Below are 19,955 nucleotides of genomic sequence, written 5' to 3'. Positions count from 1 at the left end.
TTTGCGGCAGTCGATGAAACTTTACCGTCGGCTGTTCCGCTCTGTTTTGCCAGGACGGTCCATGCCGGTACGCTTTCAGATCCCAGGCGTTAAATTCAAATTACGGGGAACTTTTCCGGGCACGATCGACTTTATTTAGTTTCTGAAAAACGTTCCTGTACTCCGATTCGCAAGAAGATCGTCCTATGCAATCAACCAAAAAATCAGGCAGTTCCAACCCCTATCTTTCCCTGATGCGCACGGCCTGGCACTACGCAAGTGGTCAGCATTTGCGGTATCTGACGGTTTACGGGCTATTCATTATCAGCAACCTGGCCATGTCGGCCTTTCCGATCATCTGGGGGGTATTCATCAATGAATTGCAACTGGAAGGTACCGATGCGCTCCGGTCCGTCTGGAAATACGCTGGTATTTACCTGCTCCTGCACTTCATCGACTGGGCCAGTCACGGCCCGGCGCGGGTCATGGAGCGCAAACTGGCTTTTCACGTCAGCCGCAATTTCCTGCAGGAACTCTACCACAAAACGGTCCATCTGCCGGTCAAATGGCACCAGGATAACCACAGTGGCGCTACCATCAACCGGGTACGGAAAGCCTACGAAGCGCTAAAGAGTTTTTTTGATAATGGTTTCATGTATTTCCAGACCTTTGCCAAAATGTTTTTTGCTTTGGGGGCCATGGTTTATTTTTCGCCCCTCTTCGGAGGTGTCGCCGTGGCCATGGGTGTGGTCATACTGCTGACGATCCTGCGATTTGACAAACCCTTTATTGAAGCCAGTAAGGAGACCAACGAAAAGGAACACGAAGTTTCTGCGGGTCTGTTTGACAGCCTGTCCAATATCATCACGGTGATCACTTTGCGCCTGGAGCAGCGGATGGAGAGTGGAATCCTCAAACGGATCTCGGATATCTTTCCGCCTTTTCTCCGAAAAGTACGGATCAACGAATGGAAATGGTTTACGGTGGATACCCTCGTAAAATTCATGTACGTGACGATCGTGATCGGTTTCATTTACCAGAACTGGATACCCGGGGAGGTCTTCCTCGTCGGAGGGCTTGTTACCCTGGTGGGCTACGTCAATCAGTTTACCGGCGTATTCCACAACTTTGCCTGGCAGTATACCCAGATCGTCAGTTATGATACTGATGTGAAGACCGCCGAAAATATCATCAATGCTTACGATCAGTTGCACGTGCCGGATTCCGGGCAGCGCCTGCCGGCCGACTGGAAAAGTATCGAGATCGAAGGGCTGAACTTCATCCACAAAGAAGCCTGGACCAGCGATTCCGGCAGTCTGGGACTGTACGACCTGGACCTGCGTTTCAAAAAAGGACAAAAGATCGCTTTGATCGGGGAAAGTGGGAGTGGCAAGAGTACCCTGCTGGCCCTGCTCCGGGGGCTTTACGCACCGGAATCGGCCGAGGTACGCATCGACCAGCAGCAGAAAGCCAGCATTCATCTGATCGCGGAACACGTTACGCTCTTTCCGCAGGAGCCGGAGATCTTCGAAAACACCATCGAGTATAACATTACCCTGGGTTTGCCCTTTTCCGAGGAAGAGATTGATAAGGTCTGCCGGGCCGTTCGTTTTGCCGAAGTGATCCAGCAGTTGCCGCAGGGGCTGAAATCCAGTATCCGGGAGAAAGGGGTCAATCTGTCCGGCGGGCAGAAACAAAGGCTTGCCCTCGCCCGCGGTGTGCTTGCCGCGCGGGATAGCGATATTGTACTGATGGACGAACCGACTTCCAGCGTGGATCCCAAGACGGAGATGCTGATTTACGATCAACTGTTCCGGGAGTTTAAGGATAAAGCGGTACTGTCCTCGCTGCACCGGCTTCACTTGCTCACTAAATTCGATTATGTTTACGTGCTCGATAAAGGCCGCGTCGTAGACCAGGGCACATTCCAGGAGCTGTTGCAGAATAGTGCCGTCTTCCAGGAGCTGTGGCGCCACCAGGAAGAGAGTCTGGCTTTATGACCCGTATCTTCAGAAAACCGGTTACCGCAAAATGAAACCTATGGCATCGCTCAATCAGATCTTTAAGAATTATACCGGAGTACTCCGGCAGTTTAAAGCCGTCTATGTACTGAATAATCTGCTCAACCGGCACAAGCTCGCCCACAACCGGGAACTATACGCCAAATACGGCCTTAAAAAGAGCATTTACGCGCCGCTGGGCAAGGCTGATTTTGCCAAGCCCCATCCGGATGTTCCCTGGCTGGATCGACCGGATGCCATCCGCGCACTGGAGCAACATCCCCGTTTTAAGGAATGGTCCGCCCCTATCCAGGAAGAATTAAAGCGTTTCGTCCGGGACGGCTATATGATCCTGAAGAACTTTTTTTCCATTGAGAATGTCGATCGCCTGAATGAGGAAATTGACCAATTGCTACAGGACCGGTCGATCGACTTCAATTACACCGGCCGGAAAGTAATGGAATCCTTTCGCGTCTCGCCCATGGCCGATGCCTTTTTCCGCAACCGGCAATTGAATAAGTTACTGAGTTTTACCATGGGAGCGCCGGTCATTCCCTTCCAAACCATCAACTTCATCCGGGGCAGTGAACAGCGGGCCCATTCCGACTCCATCCACATGACCACCGAACCGCAGGGCTACCTCATTGCGGCCTGGATCGCGCTGGAAGATATCGGTCCGGATCAGGGACCGCTCGAATTCTATCCCGGAAGTCACCGACTACCGTTCGTGAGTACGCAGCAATACGCTTCCGGCAATACCAACTGGACGATCGGATCGGAAAGCAACAAACGCTACGAAGACAAAATTGCCCAGATAGTAGCCGAAAACGATCTGCAACCCAAAACCTTCCTGGCCCAAAAGGGAGATATCCTCATCTGGCACGCCAACCTCATTCACGGCGGACAGGCCATCACCCGCGAAGGCGCGACCCGCAAAAGCATGGTGGCTCACTACTTCTGTGAAGGGGTTATCTGCTACCACGAAATGTCGCAGCGGCCGGCCCTCATAGAAAAACGGTGAACAAAGACCGCAGCCTCCATTCACCGTTTAACCCATTGTTCAGGAACACAGACCGTGTCCCCTTATATTCAGCGGTCTAGCCGCATTCGGAATATCCGCAACTCTTACACAGCAGGCATCCTTCCTTGTACAGCAATCCATCGGGATCGCTACAGCCCGGGCAGGTACTATCCGCCGCCTGGGTACCGTCCGGTACGAACTGTTTGAGGGCACGGATCACCCCTTTCTTCCAGGTATTGATGAAATCTTCCGGAACGTTCAGTCCTTCGATCAGTTCCACCACATGTACGATCGGCATACCGTGGCGCAAAACGCCGGAGATCAGTTTGGCGTAGTTCCAGTATTCCTTATTGAAGGAACGGGACAGCCCCTCGATGGTTACCCGGTAGCCGTCACGATCGCAGAACTGCAGATCGTAACGATTGTGTCCGTCTTCATCCTTGTTCTTCATCACCCAGCCGCTGGTCACGTAATCCGGGAATTTGAACATATCCTCCGCCCGTCCGGTAAATACTTCGTAAGGACGGTCGTCGAACAGACCGATCACGGCAATCCAGTCCTCATTGCTGTTCTTGAAACGGACAACTGCCGCTTCCAGGCGATCCGGCCGCTTCGGCGGCATCGTTTCCCGGAATTTGGGCTGAGACTCTTTCGAAGCGGTATCGGAAACCAATACCCCCGAACGGGAACCGTCCCGGTAGATCGTACAGCCTTTACAACCGGCTTCCCAGGCCGTCTCATAGATCTTTTGCACCATCTCCTCGGAAGTATCTTCCGGTATGTTTACCGTCACACTGATCGAGTGGTCTACCCATTTCTGGATCGCACCCTGCATTTTCACTTTCTGCACCCAGTCCACATCATTGGCGGTAGCCTTGTAGAAGGGTGATTTTTCGATGATCTTCTGCAGTTCCTCGGCTTCCATGCGGGTGACCTTGTCGACATCGTAGCCGTTGTTGGTCAGCCATACCAGGAACTTATGGTGGAATACATTGTACTCTTCCCAGTGATCCCCTACCTCGTCGATGAAGGTCACCTTCGCGTCCTTATCGTTCGGGTTAACTTTCCGGCGACGCTTATAGCTGATCAGGAATGCCGGTTCGATACCGGAAGTCGTCTGGGTCATCAGACTGGTCGTTCCCGTCGGAGCGATCGTCAGCAGGGCGATATTCCGGCGGCCGTGGGCCAGCATTTCTTCGTAAAGGGCCGGATCTGCTTCCCGCAGACGGTTGATGAACGGATTGTCTTTTTCGCGTTCGCTGTCGTAGATCGGGAAAGCGCCTCTCTCCTTCGCCATCACGGCGGAAGAACGGTAGGCGTTGACCGCCAGGGTACGGTGTACCTGTACGGAGAAATCAATGGCATCGTCACTGCCGTAACGCAGACCGAGAGCGGCCAGCATATCGCCTTCCGCCGTGATGCCGACGCCCGTGCGGCGACCGTTGACGCAGGCCTTCTGGATCTTCACCCACAATTCCCGCTCGGTATTTTTGATATCGCTTCCCTCCGGATCGGCGTCGATCTTTTCGAGGATGCGTTCGATCTTTTCAATTTCCAGGTCGATGATGTCGTCCATCATCCGCTGGGCCATCTGAACGTGCTCACCGAATTTCTCAAAATTGAAAGAAGCTTCATCGGTAAACGGATTTTCTACGTAGCCGTACAGGTTGATGGCCAGCAGGCGGCAACTGTCGTACGGGCAAAGCGGGATCTCCCCGCAAGGGTTAGTAGAGATGGTCTTGTAGCCCAGGTCCGAATAACAATCCGGCACTGATTCCCGGATGATGGTATCCCAGAACAGAATGCCCGGCTCCGCCGATTTCCAGGCGTTGTGAATGATCTTTTTCCAGATCCGGGAAGCATCCACTTCCTTGGTCATATCCGGTTCCTTGGCATCGATGGGGAACTGCTGGCGGTAGGGTTTGCCATCCATCGCCGAACGCATGAATTCGTCGTCGATACGCACGGATACGTTGGCGCCGGTCACTTTACCTCTTTCCACCTTGGCGTCAATAAAATCTTCCGCATCCGGGTGTTTAATGGATACAGTCAGCATCAGTGCCCCCCGGCGGCCGTCCTGGGCAACTTCCCGGGTAGAATTGGAGTAACGTTCCATAAACGGCACGATGCCCGTACTGGACAGGGCGCTGTTCATCACCGGAGTTCCCTTCGGGCGCAGGTGAGAGAGATCCTGTCCGACCCCGCCACGGCGTTTCATCAGTTGCACCTGTTCTTCATCAGCTTTGGCGATACCGCCGTAAGAATCCGCACCGTTCCCGATCACAAAACAGTTTGAAAGGGAAGAGACCTGCAGATTATTTCCAATACCGGCCATCGGGCTGCCCTGCGGCACGATGTACTGGAAATAACGCAAGGCCTTGTAGATCTTTTCTTCAGATAATGGATTAGGGTACTTCTGCTCGATCCGCGCCAGTTCACTCGCTATCCGGCGGTGCATGTCATCAGGAGTGCGCTCGTAAATGTTTCCAAAAGAGTCCTTAAGGGCATATTTATTTACCCAGACGTTTGCTGCCAACTCGTCACCGTGGAAGTATTCCACCGCGGCCTTTACCACCTCATCGCGGTCAAAAGCTTTAAGTTTTCTCGGCTTTTTTGATTGTGATTTAATCACGGGAGTGTCCATGACAATGGGTTTTGTTGATAAAAGTATGTTTTGATTTAGGATTAATACCTATACACGACACAAAGTGGCTTGATCCCGATCGGTTGTATACCTCAGGACCCGACCAACCAGGTCAACATAGAACAGCCGGGCTTCCCCGGCACGGGAAACTATCCTGCTAAATTTGCGGTAAGTATTTTTCAGATGGACTGCTTCCTTCTGGAAGCGGTAAGAGATGGTGTAGTGTAAATCCTTCCTCTTTCATTAACACCGAATGCTAAAATTACAGTAAGCGGTTTAAAAAACCACAAAAAGCGGTCAGGAAATTATAAACACTATGTGGAAAACTTTTTGGGCGGTTCAAATACTCATAAAACCGTACCGTTTAATCGACCAGATCTCCACTGGCTAGGCCACCGGAAAAATTTCTGGGATAAGTCTTACTTTAGCAAAGTATGAAGCAAATTTTCTACATCCTGATCCTTTTAGGCCTGCTGTCGGAGTGGAGCTTCGCACAGACAGCGTTCCCGTTTACCTTTGATCGACCTCTCATCATCAATAGCGAAAAAGGGCTGCCTTCCGATCAGGTCAATACCGTCGTAAAGGACCGGACCGGATTTATCTGGGTCGGTACGGAAGAGGGCCTTGCGCGCTTCGACGGACTGCGGCTCGACATCTTTCAGCACCAGCGCAACGATACAACGACCATCCCCAATAACTGGATCGAATGCCTGGTAGTAGATCATACCAACCGGCTTTGGGTCGGCACCAACCGCGGTTTGTGTTACTATCGCCCCGAAGATCGTACGTTCGGTACCATTCCCGCCAGCCTGGACAGCTCGCTGGCTTACGAAAGAATCCTGAATGTACACGAGGATCACAGCCGGGTACTGTGGGTGGGCACACCGAGTCGCCTCGTCCGGCTCGATCTGGAGAACCAAAATAAGCAGGAATTCACCTTTTCGGTAGAGCCCCAGGACTCGACCTTTGACGTCGCCCGGATCAACGGCGTACTCACCATCGCCAGTGACGCGGATCAGGAGGTCCTCTGGCTGGGTACGCTATCGGGCCTGATCAAGTTTAATAAAACCGACCACAGCTACAAATGGTATCCCAATAAGCAGAAGAACTCCAACGACCAGTACCTGGGCAATTCCATCCGACAACTGGATCAACTCCCCAACGGAAAATTACTGATCGGCACCTGGAATGGCGCTTTTCTTTTCGATCCATACCAGCAGACCTTTCAGCGGATCATCGATCCCAAAGCAGCTTTGCCCGACCTTTTTAAATCGAAAGTCGTTTCCTTTCTAACCATGCCGGAGCACGACCTGGTCGGTATCACCTACAGCAGCGGTTTTTGCTGGTACAATCTGGCCAGCAATCGGATCGAGGCCACCTATTCCAATAATGCGATCTCCGGACAGATCCATACGGCTCATTTCATCGATGACCAGGCGCGGGTGTGGGGGCTCAGCAGTTGGGGACTTTACCAGTACAATCCACTGGTCAACCGCATCAAACAACACAAGTTCCCCTTTCAAAATAAACTATATCCCATCATTCCCCGCAGGGTCATTTCGGCCACCACTACGGGCACCTATTACCTGGCGGCCATCTCCTTCAGCGGGATCATCTCCTGGCAACCAAAAACCGATCGCTGGGCCGTTCTGCCCGCTCCGGTTGGAGAGAACTGGAGTTCCGGCGTTCAGGATCTGCTTCGGCTCGAAAACGGCCGCGTGATCATTTTGGCCCACCACCAGTTATTCGAATTGCTGGAAGACCAGCAGACGATCGTTCCATTGTTTTCCAATCTCGATTTCGGTACCCCGGCCTTTCGGAGAATGATCGAGGGTGCCCCCAACGAACTGTGGATCGGTTCCCGCCGGGGCGGCCTGTACCGGCTTAACCTGACCAATGGCGATCTGAAGATCTACAAAACGGAACTGGACAAGATACCCGGAGATACCCGCCACCGCTGGATCGAAACGCTTTACAAAGACAGTCGCGGCCAGATCTGGATCCGTACGTCTTTTGAGTACAGCGTGTACGTTCCGGAGCGGGACACCTTTATCCACTGGGACAGTTACGGCCTCGCTCCGGACGAGCAATTCCCGGTGATCACGGATTTTCAGGAAGATAAATTCGGTAACATGTGGCTGGCCGGTGAACAGTTCGGTCTCGGCCGGGCCTCGATCAATGCCGTTGAAAAAGGCGTGATGGAAGTGATCAATAGTGACGACGGACTGCCTCCCTACAATGTCGGCGGACTGGGCATGGACGAAAAAGGGTATCTCTGGATGGAACATGAAAAAGGCATCACCCGCTACCATCCCGGCACCGGTAAGATCCGCTATTTCAGCACCGGCTACGGTATCCCGCAGACGATCAACGAATTCATTACGCCCATCGAAGGCAACAAACTGGCGGTGGGGATCTCCGGCGGCATCGCAGTCTTCAACCCCAAAGACCTCACTGCCAACGAGGAACTGCCGATACCCTACCTGACGTCCTTCAAGGTATTCGACCGGGAATTGCAGCACATGAATTCCCGGGAAACCCCGGAAGAGATCCGGCTCAGTTACCGGCAGAATTTCTTTTCATTTGAGTTTTCGGCGCTGGCGTTCAATCTGCCCGAACAGGTGCGCTTCCGGTATCGCCTGAGCGGCTTCGATCAGCAATGGAACGAATCTGGTAATCGCCGGTACGCCGCCTACACCAATATTCCCGGCGGAGATTACGTATTCCAACTGGAGGCCACCAATAATGAAGGTAATTGGAACCACGAAGCCCTGGAAGTACCCATGCACATAACCACGCCCTGGTGGAAATCCCTGTGGTTCTGGTTCCCCTCGGGATCTTTTGCCGCGATGGCAATGGTGTTTGCCGTGCGCTGGCGCATCCGGCAGGTGCGGGAACAGGAAAAGATCAAATCCGAGTTTGATAAAAAGCTGGTGGCAACGGAATTACACGCGCTCCGGGCACAAATGAACCCGCACTTTATTTTCAACTGCCTGAACAGCATCGATTATTACATCATCAAAAATGAAACGGAAAAGGCATCGGACTACCTCAATCGTTTTTCGCGGCTGATCCGTCTGATCTTACAAAACTCCCGGGCCGAATACGTGAACTTAAAGGATGAACTGGAAGCCCTGAAATTATACATGGAAATGGAAAGTCTGCGTTTCGACGATCGTTTTGAATACGTGGTCCGCATCGGATCGGGACTGCAACTGGACAATCTGGAGATTCCGCCATTGCTCCTGCAACCCTACGTGGAAAATGCCATCTGGCACGGATTGGCCAAAAAATCCAACGGCAAAAACCGACTGGATCTGACCATCACCCGCCGGGACAATCTTCTGTACTGCCGCATAGAAGACAACGGTATAGGCCGCGAAGCCGCCCGCCGGATGAAGTCGGCCAGTACCGGCAAACACCGTTCGATGGGCATGTACCTGACCCGGGACCGGCTCCACCGGATCAACCGCATGCACAATTCCAAAGCGGACGTGGAGATCACCGACCTGAAAGACGAGCAGGGAACTGCTCTCGGAACCCGCGTAGACATCATAGTCCCCATCCGCTAAACCGGTCTGACACCCAAAACCTCAAACACTGACACCTGAAAACCTGACACCTGACACCTCAAAACCTGACACCTGAAAACCTGACACCTGACACCTCAAAACCTGACACCTCAAAAACCCTAAAATCAAAAACATGATCACCGCAGTAATTATCGACGACGAACGCCACAGCGTAGAAACCCTGGCCTGGAAACTGGAAAAGCACTGTCCGGAAGTACAAGTCAGCAGCACGTTTACCGATCCGGTAGAGGGACTGGAATTCCTGCAGGAAACCAAACCCGATCTGCTTTTTCTGGATATTGAGATGCCGCGACTCAACGGTTTCGAGCTCCTGAAAAAGATCGTACCCATACCCTTTGATGTGATCTTTACCACTGCCTACGATGAATTCGGGGTAAAAGCCATCAAGTTCAGTGCTCTCGATTATCTGCTGAAGCCGGTACAGGTAGACGAGTTGAAGACCGCTATCGAGAAGCACCGGCAGAAGGTCAATACCCAACTCACCAGCACCCAACTGAAAGTCCTGTTCAGCAACATCCAGGAAGAGAAACAGGGGCGGCCGGGCAAGATCGCACTGGCCACCAAAGAGAGTATTGAATTCGTATTCCCGGAGGAGATCATCGCCTGCTCTTCGGATAGTAATTACACCATGGTCTATCTGGAAAACGGCCGAAAAAAACTAATCTCCCGTACCCTGAAAGACATCGAGGAACTGCTCAGTGAATACCAGTTCTTTCGGGCCCACCATTCCCATTTGGTGAATCTCCGGCACGTAAAGGAATTCGTCCGCAACGACGGGGGGTATCTCATTATGAGCAATCAGATGACGCTGCCGGTTTCGCGCAGCCGGCGGGAGGAATTGTTGAAGCAGTTTTGAGCATTACGTTCGGATCTTTCCGGGGGATACCGACCATAGCGCTCTTGGTTAAAATTTCAGCTGTTCATTTTTATCCCATAATCCCCAGTAGGCCCCGACATCCCCTTCTCCTCCTACTTTCCAGGATTCATCGAAGGAAGAGAAATAGAAGAGGTCAATGTTGTTTTCGGCCACCCATTGCTGGATCGTGAGGAAATACTTCAGGGCATTGAGTTTCGAAGGTGCGGCATCATCCAGGCCCGTTCCCTGGCTGGGCCAACCGGTTTCGGTGATGATCACCTGCTTCCCCTTGCCTGCATGTAGTGCCTGGTAGTACATTTGCTTGATGTGGATAAAGGAGTAATCAATGTGGCTACCTTCCCAGTACGGATAACAATTGGCCAGAATGATATCGCAGGCGGCAGTGATCTCGGGGCGCATACTGAATTCATAATACGCATCGACATAACCTACCGGGACACCGGGGAGTTCCGTTTTTACCCGGTTGATATAATTCAGCAATACTGCTTCGGTCAGATCTTCCCGGTACAGCACTTCGTTCCCCACCGCGGCGATATCCACATAACCGGCTTTTGCCAGCTTGATCAATCCGGCGATCTCCTGCTCATTCAGGGATTCATCTTTTCCCAACCAGGCCCCAACCAGCGTTTTCAGTCCGAATTCCCGGGCAATGACCGGGATCAGCTCGTTGCCTTCGATACAGGAAAAGGACCGTACCCATTCGGTGTGGGGAGCGATAATGGCCATCCGCCGACGGATCTGACTTTCGGTCAGGATGGAGCCGGGTTGCTGGCCATCTTCGTACGCGCTGTAGCACAGTCCGTGTAATCCTTCCTCCAAAACTTCCAGGAACAGCTCGTGGGTCTCCTGCTCCGACTTATGATTCAGGTCGACTCCTTTAGCCAACCATTTTCGTCTTGATCTGTAGGACATAGTTTTATCTTTTTACAGTCTTGTCTTCGATGTATTTGATATCTGGCTCTTCCTCACTTTTTCCGGAAAAGCACGTGTAAACGGTTCGATCCACCGCTGATTCTCCGTTGATCCGTGAATTCAGGGTATCCGTTTGGTATTAAGAAGGACTGATCACTTCGGGACGGGCTGCCCGTTTATCCAGTTCGGCCCGGATCTCATTGGAGCGTTCTTCCGTGACATCGTAATCACGCATGACGTAAATAGCGATCAGGGTACCCAGAATAGGCAAACCGGAATAGAAGGCCCGCAAACCCAAAATAGCGCCCTCCGTCTGGGTAGCAGCATTAGGATCAAAACCCACTACTGACAAGATGGCCCCGCTGAGTAGTCCGGCAATAGCGAATCCGAATTTTACCATCCACCAGTAGATAGCTCCGAAGATACCTTCCCTTCTTTTGCCCGTATTCAGTTCGTCCAGATCGAGCACATCTGCAGTCATGGACATCATCAGGGTGAAAAGACTGCCGATCCCGAAAGAGAAGAACGGCAAGGCAAATACGAACATATAGGGTTTGCCCGGAACAAACAGGAACCAGAGCAGAATGTACCCCACTATGGACAATCCCTGGGAAAGCACAAAGGCTCTTTTTTTACCCATGGTTTTGGACATTCTGGCTACGATGGGAATAACCACAAAGGTGGTCACCAACGCTCCCAGGCTACCAAAAAGTGTCGGCCAGATCCCGGCTGCTCCTGCATCTCCGTTGAACAGATAGTATACGATGATAAAGAAAGAAAAGGCCGCGATCGTATTGAAAGCGTTGAAGATAAAAAAGGTGGCGATGCAGAGTTTCCGGAACGGTACTACTTCAAAGGCCTCCTTGAATCCCCGGAGTATTTCCTTCAGGCTTTTCCCCGTATTTTTCAGGGTCAGCGGAGAATAATCCTCGTTTAAGGTTGACTTGCTTTTAATAAAAATGGCCGGTACCATGGCAAAGAGCATACAAACCACTCCGACATATATGGCCAGTTCCCGGGTAGCTACATCCGCGGATTCGAACCAGCCCTGGTCGTACATGATCACCCAGAACCAGGGCGCGATCACCCAGGCCCACTGCCCGATCCACTGGGCGATAGCCATGATATTGGTCCGCTCGTGGAAGTCATTGCTCATTTCATAGCCCATAGCCACGTAGGGCACGCTAAAAATGGTCAACCCCAGATAAAAGGCAAAAGACCAGAGCAGGAAATAGGTGAAGTTGTAATTAATCCCGTTCTCCCGGTAAAGCTGCCACATGATGATAAAGGAAACGCCCATAATAACCGCTCCCAGCATGACGTACTGTCGGCGGCGCCCCCAGCGGGAGCGGGTATTATCCGATATGAAACCCATGATCGGATCCGTGATCGAATCGAATACCCGGGGCAAAAAGAACAGAATTCCCCACATCCAACCCGGGAACCCCAGATCCTGCACTAACACGACCATAAATATGCCCAGTACGGCGGGAAACATCTGATTGGCCAGCATACCAATTCCAAAAGCTACTTTTTGTCCGAATGAGACTTTACCGGTAGTTGTAGACATAATATTAATTTTGTGTTGATATCAAGATAGTTTGAATTGCCTGTCCCCGGATCGAAAGCCTCCGGCTGGCCTCACCCAAAATCAGGTGAAAGCCTTGCGGAGTTTCTCCTTCATTTAGCACGACGGCTACCAGGGAACCATCCGGATTTTTTGCAGCTGTCACCTGCAATCGCTCCTGCGTATTTTCAAAATCGATACGTTGCGCTCCCGGACGGATATAGCGGCTAAAATGGGACAGGGTATAGTAGATCGGTGTAAAATAAATTTCATCATTTTCCGGGTCGACAATTACCGGAGCCACACACCAGTTGCGGGACCAGTTGGGACCGCCCTTCCGATCCAGGACCATGTTCCAGTCAATCCAACCGTCCACCCAGTTATTGAGACAGCCGATGATATCGCGGGCGTAGCGATATACCGGTACGTATTTGGGATGCAGATATTTGTCCGCTTCCGGGGCCCAGTCCCACCCCCAATCCGTGGCTTCCCGGGACCAGTACCATTGGTCATCCTGCCATCGGGGTACTTCCGCATCGACACAGGCCTCCGACTGAATGAGGTGTTTATCGGGAGCAGCGGCATGAGCGTACTGAAGATTATCCGGAAAGAATTCGTAGGTACTGGCGTACCAATGCACGGCAGTGCCGGCAAAGTAGGATGCGGCGGCATCGTCCCCGTACATCGTATTTACCCATTCCCGTAACTCCTCTCCCCTATTCTGATCGTAGCCCAGTATCTTCACCTCGTGGCCGTCAGCCCGCAGCCGGGGGCCTAGATGCCGGCTCACAAAATCATTCATTTCGCGGGGGGTGTAATGCATACTTTCCCAGTTACAGTCATTGCCCAGGGGTTCGTTTTCAACGGTGATCCCCCAGATGGGGATACCCGCCTCCCGGTATGCCACCAGATATTTGGAAAAGTACAGGGCCCAGGTCTCGTAGTATTCCGGTATCAGTTTGCCACCCCGCCAATCGTTATTATCCTTCATCCAGGGCGGCGCCGTCCAGGGTGAGGCAATGATCCTGAAGCCGTCTTGGGAAACGGCCATGGCGTCTTTGATCATGGGAATGAGGTCTCTGCGGTCCTCGTCAATGGAAAAATGTTCCAGCGTTCTGTCTCCCGGAACCGGAGCATAGGCATAATTTCGGATCGAGAAATCACAGGAATTGATATGCGTCCGGGTCAGAGCGTATTTTGCCCCGCTTTCTCCAAAATAGGCCTCCAGTATTCGTGTACGGTTTTCCGGGCTCAGCCGGTTAAGCAAATAGGCTGAAGCCTGGGTAAAAGATCCGCCGAAACCGGTGATGGTCTGAAAAGTCTTTTCCGTTTTTAATCGTATAGTTCCCGCAGTATCGGCTGTACAGCATTCCGTGATCCGCTGCAACTGGTGACCGTTCGCAGCGGTTTCGTAGACCTCTACGGCAAGCTGATCCTCCTTTACTTCAGAACAGACTGGCAACATGGTAGCGGACATTAGCAGGAAAAAATTAGAGTTAAGGATCTCTATGAGTTACGCTTTGATTTATTTTTTCAAGGGTGGTACCTCTACTGCCGAAAGCATTTCTTCCCGATCGCCGTTGAAGGTTTTCCCAATGGAGTGCCCTCCCCGGCTCAAACCTTCAAAAACCCCTTTATCCACCAGCTCCCACAAAGCGAATTTTGCCTGACCGTTGATATCAAACAGGCCAAAATGGTTTTCCGATCCCCCGGGGTTATTGGCATCCTTCCACGGCTCGTCAAAGGCTTCAAAGTAGAAACAGGCGATGCCCTCCGCATTGGTCCAGGACCTGATCTTATGGTAGTACAAAGCCGATTTATATTCATCCGTTGCTTTGGAGCCCGTAGGTCCGTAGAACTCATTCGATGAACTGGCCCAACCGGTCTCCCCGATATGAATGGGCTTTTCTACTCCCAGACTTTTTATGTAGTCCGCCGTATTCCGGTACTGCGTTATCGCATAATCCCGCGCCCTTTCCATGGCCTTTTCGATCTTTTCCAGTTTCGGCAGCTCAGCTTCTTCTGCAAGTACGCCCCAGAATGCCGGATTGTAGTGGGTATCGTGCATCGGATATGTATGCATGGATATGTAGTCTACCGCATTGACCAATTTTTCCAGGTCATCCGTGTGGTATTCGGGATCTCCTCCTCCCCAGGAAGCAAAATTGTCGGAGCTGGTGATCCACAAGTCCGCGGGCAGGTTGCCGGATCGTTTTAGTTCCTGCAGATGATTCACCCATTTCAGGATCACCCAGGGTTGCACATAGTAGCTCGCCGCCCATTTTACCATCGCTTCATTCCCCACGGCGATCACTTTGACAATGTCCGGATACTGAACGGCCAGGTTGACGGCCCTTTCGATCTCCGCCGCATTATGCTCAGCATCTTCCCCCTCGTGATCCGGTTGGGCGGTCCAGGCATTTTTACAGTCGATCCAGGCGCCCAGCATGACGTACATTTCAAATGACGGGTCTTCCTGTTTCAACGCCCGAATGGCCTCCAGCACCGTGGAAGCGTGTTTGAGTTTGGTATTGTAGGTACGGAGGATCCGGATATTCATGGCCGCGAGGATCTTCATATCCTCTTTCAGCTCCGCCACCGTGGGTTGTTCCTCGCGGCTCAGTCCGCGGTATCCGCCATAGGCTATGGCCTGATAGTTACTGTTCCCTAAAATGTCTTTTGCCGTCACTTCTTTTTTCGTTTGTTTTGGATCTTGATCGGTTGCAGGTTGGTCCTGGTTGCAAGCCGGACCGAGGATCGCGAGTATGGCCATCGCCCACGCCATCCTGACTGTTGTAAAGATTTTCAATCGGCTACTCATAACAGCTCATTTTCTTTTAAGCTGACCACTATCCGGTCGAAAGCTCCGGACCTCCGGAATATCTGCCGGGCGGTAGCTTGGTCCAGACTAAGTGCCTCTAGGTTGGTGGTACTACCATCGGCGTGTATGATCTCCATTGCATTGGTTTGGCCAAGCCGGTACACCACGGGGATCTGACAGTAGGTAAAGCAGAGCGATCCGGGTTCCAGGGATAGCTGTTTTTGTTCCTGTTGCAGATCAATGTAATGGAAGGAGCCTGCTGCTTCCAGGAATTCCTCCCGCCGGAGCAGTACCGGCCGAAAACCTAAGTGGCCATTTTCTACCACAACCCCCAATTCTCCAAAACGACTTAAAATATCTTCCTTGACCTGCCCGGTCATACCCGGTTGCTGGGCACCTTTACCGGCGGGTGTATGCGAATAAGGATCAGTGGGGAAAGCGCCGTAAAGCGCAGGAGATTTGTGAACACCAATCCCCTCGTTGATCTCATAATAGTGGGCGATCAGCTGCCCTTTTACTGCTTTATCCGCATTTTCCGCCATAGCTTTCAGACAACATTCCTGAACCGCCAGCTGTAGTTTCGACACCATGTGCCAGTAGATGGAGCCCAGGCCTTCGTAACCAAAGAAGGTACCCGATCTGCCGGTAAAGGATTTGTGATCGAAGACCTGCTCAAATATATCGAGCACCTGCTGCTTTTCCCGGGCGACAAGCGGTACGTATTCCGCCTGGGTTAGCTTTTCCAGGCTACGTTTCAGGTCGCCGGCATTTTTAAAATCTCCGTTGAAATGATATTTACCGTTAACATCTCGACTTATGATCCCCCGGTGGTCGTTTTCAATCAGGGTACGGAGCAAAACAGAACTATCGACGGATGATCCGGGGATCACGTTCTTTTCCGTGAAGCGGGGCAAATCCTTATTCGGGTACAGCAGATAACTGTATTGATCTTCCCGGAATAGCCGGCTGGCTTTCAACGCGTCCAGTACCTCCAGGGCTTCCTCTGACGAAAGGTATCCCGAGCTCAGTACGGCCACCTGACCCTCCAGCATTTCGCTTAGGTGGCCGATAGCGATCTCTTCCGGATGTACTACGGTCATCAGATTGTAGGCGTGGTACAGGTGATCCGGCCTTTTATTTGCCGCTATGGAGTGTTCCAGATACTGAAGACTTAGATCTACGAAGGACCGAAGATCCTCCAGTTTCAGCGGTTCCTTCCGGCCGGAGAATGCTTTCCGGTAAATGTGAAGGCGATAAGCACTGGCGGCCTGCCCCAGACCGTCCAGAATGGTTTTGCGGTCCTGATCGTTGATCCGTCCCGATAACAGATGCCGGGAGTTTTCCAACGCAGCGGCCATTGCTTCGAAGCAGGTGAGTAATTCCGTAGAGATCGCAACGGTGTCCAGTTTCGAGGCCGCCAGTAACGGTTTGAAGAAATGCAGAAAACGCCGCAGGTAGTAGAGGGTGACCATTGATACGCCATTACCAACCAAGGCATTGTTCGCATCATTCCACTCGGGGCGCTGGGTATTCATCCAAATGCCCCCTTCCGGAATAAAGTTGGATAGCTTGGCCAAAAGAACGGCCAGCATCTTTTCCACAAAATTCACCTGATATATGCTTCCGTCCTTAGTTTCCAGCAGCGCACCGTCCGCGCCGATGGCTGCTCTCTTTTTTCGGATCTCGTGGTCGGACTGCTGGTCGAACTCAATTGTATCTTTCGGATCTTTCAGGATATCCTCGTAAGGGCGAATGCGGTACGGCACGTTCGCGTAAACAAAAACGGCGTCTCCGAAATAGCTTTCCAGTTTAGCCGGTGCGGACTTTTCCAGAAATTCCAGAAACTTCAGGAGATAGATGATCTGGTGATCCCCCCAGTACCCGATGTACGACCAGGGATCGTCGGGTTCAATGGTTTCCCAGTCAAATCCGCCTTTGGTCACGCGGTACGGATTGTAGCCGTCAAAAGTAGTGGCGTTGAGGAATTTGTAGATCATGCTTTCGATGAACTCCGGATAGGAAAAAGCCAGGGCTTCCCAGTTTTGGAAAATGTCCCGCCAGTTTCCCTCGTAATCCAGGATCTTGGATCCGTCCACTTCACTGCGCGTATTTATGGAAAACTTATTCCAGGGCCGGCTGGGATCGCCGTGTCTGCGACTGAATTTCAACGGCATATACTCCAGCGATAACCGTCGGAAATGATCATCTTCGCTATTGTGGGCCAGATGTTGGAGGTCAAAAAGGGTAAATACTGCCGGTAAGTCGGCCAGGATCTTTTCGGAAGCCCGGAAAACAGCATGGTTGGCTTTAGTCAGGTATTGCAGGAAATCGGCCCGTTCGATCTGGTAATTATGATCAAATATTCCGCCCCGCATGATATTAAATAGCGTGTTGGAAAAATGGCGGGTATCCCGATATTTATCAGCCGATAATTGCAGACCATCCGCAGCGCCCACCAGCCTGATCAGGCGAGCGGTACCGGCCGCGATATCCTGTATTACTTGCTGCGCCAACTGGGCATCTTGCCGGATTTTGGTCGTAATATCGGCGATGTAAGCGTGGTCTTTACTGACATCCGCAATGAACATCCAATCTTTTTCAGCCTGGCCGGAAAGGGTAATTTCGGTTTGGATAAAGTAGGCCCCTTTTTCGGCCCGTACATCAATTTCCTCCTGCATCTTTGCGCCCTTCCGAAAGTCGTTAAGCTGACGGGAAGACAACAGGTAGGTAGGGTCCTTAAAACCGGATGACCAGACTACATTGGCTTTTAAGGCTTCACTCGGTTCGGCCTTATCTACAATAATGGCGCTGAGGGCATAGATCCCCAGACCACTCTCTTTTTCCAGTTCGCTCTTCTTATAGGCATCGACCAGGTTACTGGATCGCATTTGCAATTCACTGGCCACGCCGTAGGGCATGATGTTCTGAATGCCGTCCAGCAGTTCGATCTTAACTGCTTCCTGCGCATGATTGATGAGAGTGGAACGTTTCACAAAACCGAATTGGTCACTGGAATTCCACTGGTAGCGAAAGGTCAGCTGCAGATCATGGTTAATCTCCTCGAATATGATCTTATTGCCGTATTCATTTTTGTACAAGTTCCGGCTCAGACGGTGGCGACCGACGTAGCGGTCGGAAAAGGGTTCCCAGGGCTCGAATTGGTCCTTACGGTGTATCCGGAATATTGTTTTACTTCCCGTCAGATCGGCAGATTCACTGATCTTATCATCCGTGTAGTACGGGAACAAAGCATATTCTGCGTTTCTGCGTCCGGCGCTCATCCCTCCATTGCTGGATATAAACAGCCAGTGATCGGAGTCACTGACGATACTCATGAAAAAGGGGCGCATGCTATCGCTATTCGAGATCTTGTAATAGGTTTCGCCCTGGATTTCTACCCGGCTTATTTCGGATTTGACTGTCATTCTTACGATTTCAAATAAGATGAATTACTGAAAATAGCTCATGTGCGATCTATGGAAATAATCTGGACAGGCAGCCAGAGATCTACTGATATGCTGATCAGGGTGAATCATGCGAATCAGAAGTTAAAAGTCCCGAATGGACGAGATATAGATAGCCCTCCCAGGACCGCACTCCGGATACCATTTATTTCATGGATCTGTTGTATCTTAATTAGCTTCCCGGTATACCCTCACGTAGTCCACCAGCATGGTTTGGGGAAACGTGGTTTCCTGAGCCGGAAAGCCTACATAATTTCCGCCAACCGCCACATTGAGGAGCATAAAGAAAGGCTGGTCAAATACCCACTCCGCCCGGGAATCTCCAGTACTACTTTCGCGGTAGATGATATTGCCGACTTCCTCCTCCCTTATCTGTTGATAGACTACGTCATCCACGTAGAAGTTGAGGAAACCCTCTCCCCATTCCAGCGCGAAGACATGAAAATCCGTATCGAAACGGCCATCCGGGAGCGCATAGCTTTTGGTGATGGGAGAACCGCCGGAATAACCGGGCCCGTGCACCGAACCGTGGATGATATTAGGTTCCTGCCCCCGGTATTCCATGATGTCAATTTCCCCGCACTGAGGCCAGGGTTCCGTTTCAATACTTGCACCTAACATCCAGAAAGCCGGCCAGATACCCGGGCCCCAGGGCATTTTGATCCTGGCTTCAAAACGACCGTAAGCCTGTTCAAACCGGCCCTGCGTTTTCAAGCGCGCTGAGGTGTAGGGAGCTCCCGCGTAGCTTTCCCGCCGGGCGGTGATCGCCAGATTTCCATTCCCGTCCAGGGAAACGTTTTCCGGTCGATCCGTATAGTACTGGAGTTCGGCATTTCCCCAACCGTCGCCATTGGGTCCTCTTCCGGTTTCCAGTACCCAGTTGGAGGCGTCCGGGAGCTGACCGGCTGGTCCGTCGAAGTCATCGGACCAGGTCAGTTGCCAGTTGCGATCGGTCAGTAGGTCATCGTCATTATCACAGGCAGAGAAAGCAAAGAACAATACGAATAACCAGCTCATTTTTCGCAACCAGCGGTTATTCCCTTTTTTATACAGAGGTGTCATGATCATTAGGAATTG

11 protein-coding genes are annotated in these 19,955 nt (G+C 51.7%); 4 read left to right on the top strand and 7 right to left on the bottom strand.

All coding sequences use genetic code 11. The features are described 5' to 3' along the window. Positions 1-185 precede the first annotated feature (185 nt). Together CRP01_RS29395 and CRP01_RS29390 are read left to right on the top strand one after the other, a co-directional pair. Entirely contained in the window at positions 186-1,979 is a 1,794-nt protein-coding gene (locus CRP01_RS29395; RefSeq protein WP_099153644.1) for an ABC transporter ATP-binding protein, read from the top strand. 40 nt (positions 1,980-2,019) lie between these two features. Beyond that, complete coding sequence (locus CRP01_RS29390) at positions 2,020-3,000, top strand: phytanoyl-CoA dioxygenase family protein (RefSeq protein ID WP_170110594.1); 981 nt, start codon at positions 2,020-2,022, stop codon at positions 2,998-3,000. Between the two features lie 76 nt (positions 3,001-3,076). Here CRP01_RS29390 and CRP01_RS29385 read toward each other — a convergent pair whose 3' ends face one another. Then, on the bottom strand, positions 3,077-5,644 hold the full coding sequence (locus tag CRP01_RS29385) for an adenosylcobalamin-dependent ribonucleoside-diphosphate reductase (protein ID WP_099153642.1): 2,568 nt from the start codon (positions 5,642-5,644) through the stop codon (positions 3,077-3,079). A gap of 434 nt (positions 5,645-6,078) precedes the next feature. Between CRP01_RS29385 and CRP01_RS29380 the strand changes: the two genes are divergently transcribed. After that, a complete protein-coding gene (locus tag CRP01_RS29380) occupies positions 6,079-9,216 on the top strand; it encodes a ligand-binding sensor domain-containing protein (RefSeq protein ID WP_099153641.1) in 3,138 nt (1,045 codons plus the stop codon). Positions 9,217-9,349: 133 nt separating this feature from the next. Next, positions 9,350-10,093 carry a LytR/AlgR family response regulator transcription factor gene (locus CRP01_RS29375; protein WP_099153640.1) on the top strand — a complete coding sequence of 248 codons (744 nt, stop codon included), beginning with the start codon at positions 9,350-9,352 and terminating at the stop codon, positions 10,091-10,093. Positions 10,094-10,141: 48 nt separating this feature from the next. Here CRP01_RS29375 and CRP01_RS29370 read toward each other — a convergent pair whose 3' ends face one another. The 6 genes from CRP01_RS29370 to CRP01_RS29345 all read right to left on the bottom strand — a co-directional run bounded on the left by CRP01_RS29370 (position 10,142) and on the right by CRP01_RS29345 (position 19,940). Further along, positions 10,142-11,026 (bottom strand): glycoside hydrolase family 17 protein, encoded by an 885-nt coding sequence (locus tag CRP01_RS29370; RefSeq protein WP_099153639.1) that lies wholly within the window; start codon positions 11,024-11,026, stop codon positions 10,142-10,144. A gap of 139 nt (positions 11,027-11,165) precedes the next feature. Further along, positions 11,166-12,596 carry an MFS transporter gene (locus tag CRP01_RS29365; protein WP_099153638.1) on the bottom strand — a complete coding sequence of 477 codons (1,431 nt, stop codon included), beginning with the start codon at positions 12,594-12,596 and terminating at the stop codon, positions 11,166-11,168. A gap of 4 nt (positions 12,597-12,600) precedes the next feature. After that, a complete protein-coding gene (locus tag CRP01_RS29360; RefSeq protein ID WP_099153637.1) occupies positions 12,601-14,070 on the bottom strand; it encodes a glycoside hydrolase family 30 protein in 1,470 nt (489 codons plus the stop codon). Between the two features lie 48 nt (positions 14,071-14,118). After that, positions 14,119-15,414, bottom strand: a complete 1,296-nt coding sequence (locus CRP01_RS29355; protein ID WP_233752786.1) for a glycosyl hydrolase family 17 protein — start codon at positions 15,412-15,414, stop codon at positions 14,119-14,121. Beyond that, entirely contained in the window at positions 15,411-18,839 is a 3,429-nt protein-coding gene (locus CRP01_RS29350) for a hypothetical protein (protein ID WP_099153636.1), read from the bottom strand. The genes CRP01_RS29355 and CRP01_RS29350 overlap by 4 nt, the downstream gene beginning before the upstream one ends. A gap of 207 nt (positions 18,840-19,046) precedes the next feature. Continuing rightward, complete coding sequence (locus CRP01_RS29345) at positions 19,047-19,940, bottom strand: glycoside hydrolase family 16 protein (protein WP_233752785.1); 894 nt, start codon at positions 19,938-19,940, stop codon at positions 19,047-19,049. Positions 19,941-19,955: the final 15 nt, after the last annotated feature.

Origin of the sequence: Flavilitoribacter nigricans DSM 23189 = NBRC 102662 (genome assembly GCF_002646595.1) — a bacterium.
Lineage (GTDB): Bacteria > Bacteroidota > Bacteroidia > Chitinophagales > Saprospiraceae > Flavilitoribacter > Flavilitoribacter nigricans.
The sequence above is the reverse complement of the archived record's forward strand: the minus strand, read 5'-3'. Positions and strand labels throughout refer to the sequence as shown.

Excerpts from the sequence above, each read along its gene's own strand:
- CRP01_RS29395 (WP_099153644.1), top strand. The coding sequence starts at position 186 with ATGCAATCAACCAAAAAATCAGGCAGTTCCAACCCCTATCTTTCCCTG.
- CRP01_RS29390 (WP_170110594.1), top strand. The coding sequence starts at position 2,020 with ATGGCATCGCTCAATCAGATCTTTAAGAATTATACCGGAGTACTCCGG.
- CRP01_RS29385 (WP_099153642.1), bottom strand. The coding sequence starts at position 5,644 with ATGGACACTCCCGTGATTAAATCACAATCAAAAAAGCCGAGAAAACTT.
- CRP01_RS29380 (WP_099153641.1), top strand. The coding sequence starts at position 6,079 with ATGAAGCAAATTTTCTACATCCTGATCCTTTTAGGCCTGCTGTCGGAG.
- CRP01_RS29375 (WP_099153640.1), top strand. The coding sequence starts at position 9,350 with ATGATCACCGCAGTAATTATCGACGACGAACGCCACAGCGTAGAAACC.
- CRP01_RS29370 (WP_099153639.1), bottom strand. The coding sequence starts at position 11,026 with ATGTCCTACAGATCAAGACGAAAATGGTTGGCTAAAGGAGTCGACCTG.
- CRP01_RS29365 (WP_099153638.1), bottom strand. The coding sequence starts at position 12,596 with ATGTCTACAACTACCGGTAAAGTCTCATTCGGACAAAAAGTAGCTTTT.
- CRP01_RS29360 (WP_099153637.1), bottom strand. The coding sequence starts at position 14,070 with ATGTCCGCTACCATGTTGCCAGTCTGTTCTGAAGTAAAGGAGGATCAG.
- CRP01_RS29355 (WP_233752786.1), bottom strand. The coding sequence starts at position 15,414 with ATGAGTAGCCGATTGAAAATCTTTACAACAGTCAGGATGGCGTGGGCG.
- CRP01_RS29350 (WP_099153636.1), bottom strand. The coding sequence starts at position 18,839 with ATGACAGTCAAATCCGAAATAAGCCGGGTAGAAATCCAGGGCGAAACC.
- CRP01_RS29345 (WP_233752785.1), bottom strand. The coding sequence starts at position 19,940 with ATGACACCTCTGTATAAAAAAGGGAATAACCGCTGGTTGCGAAAAATG.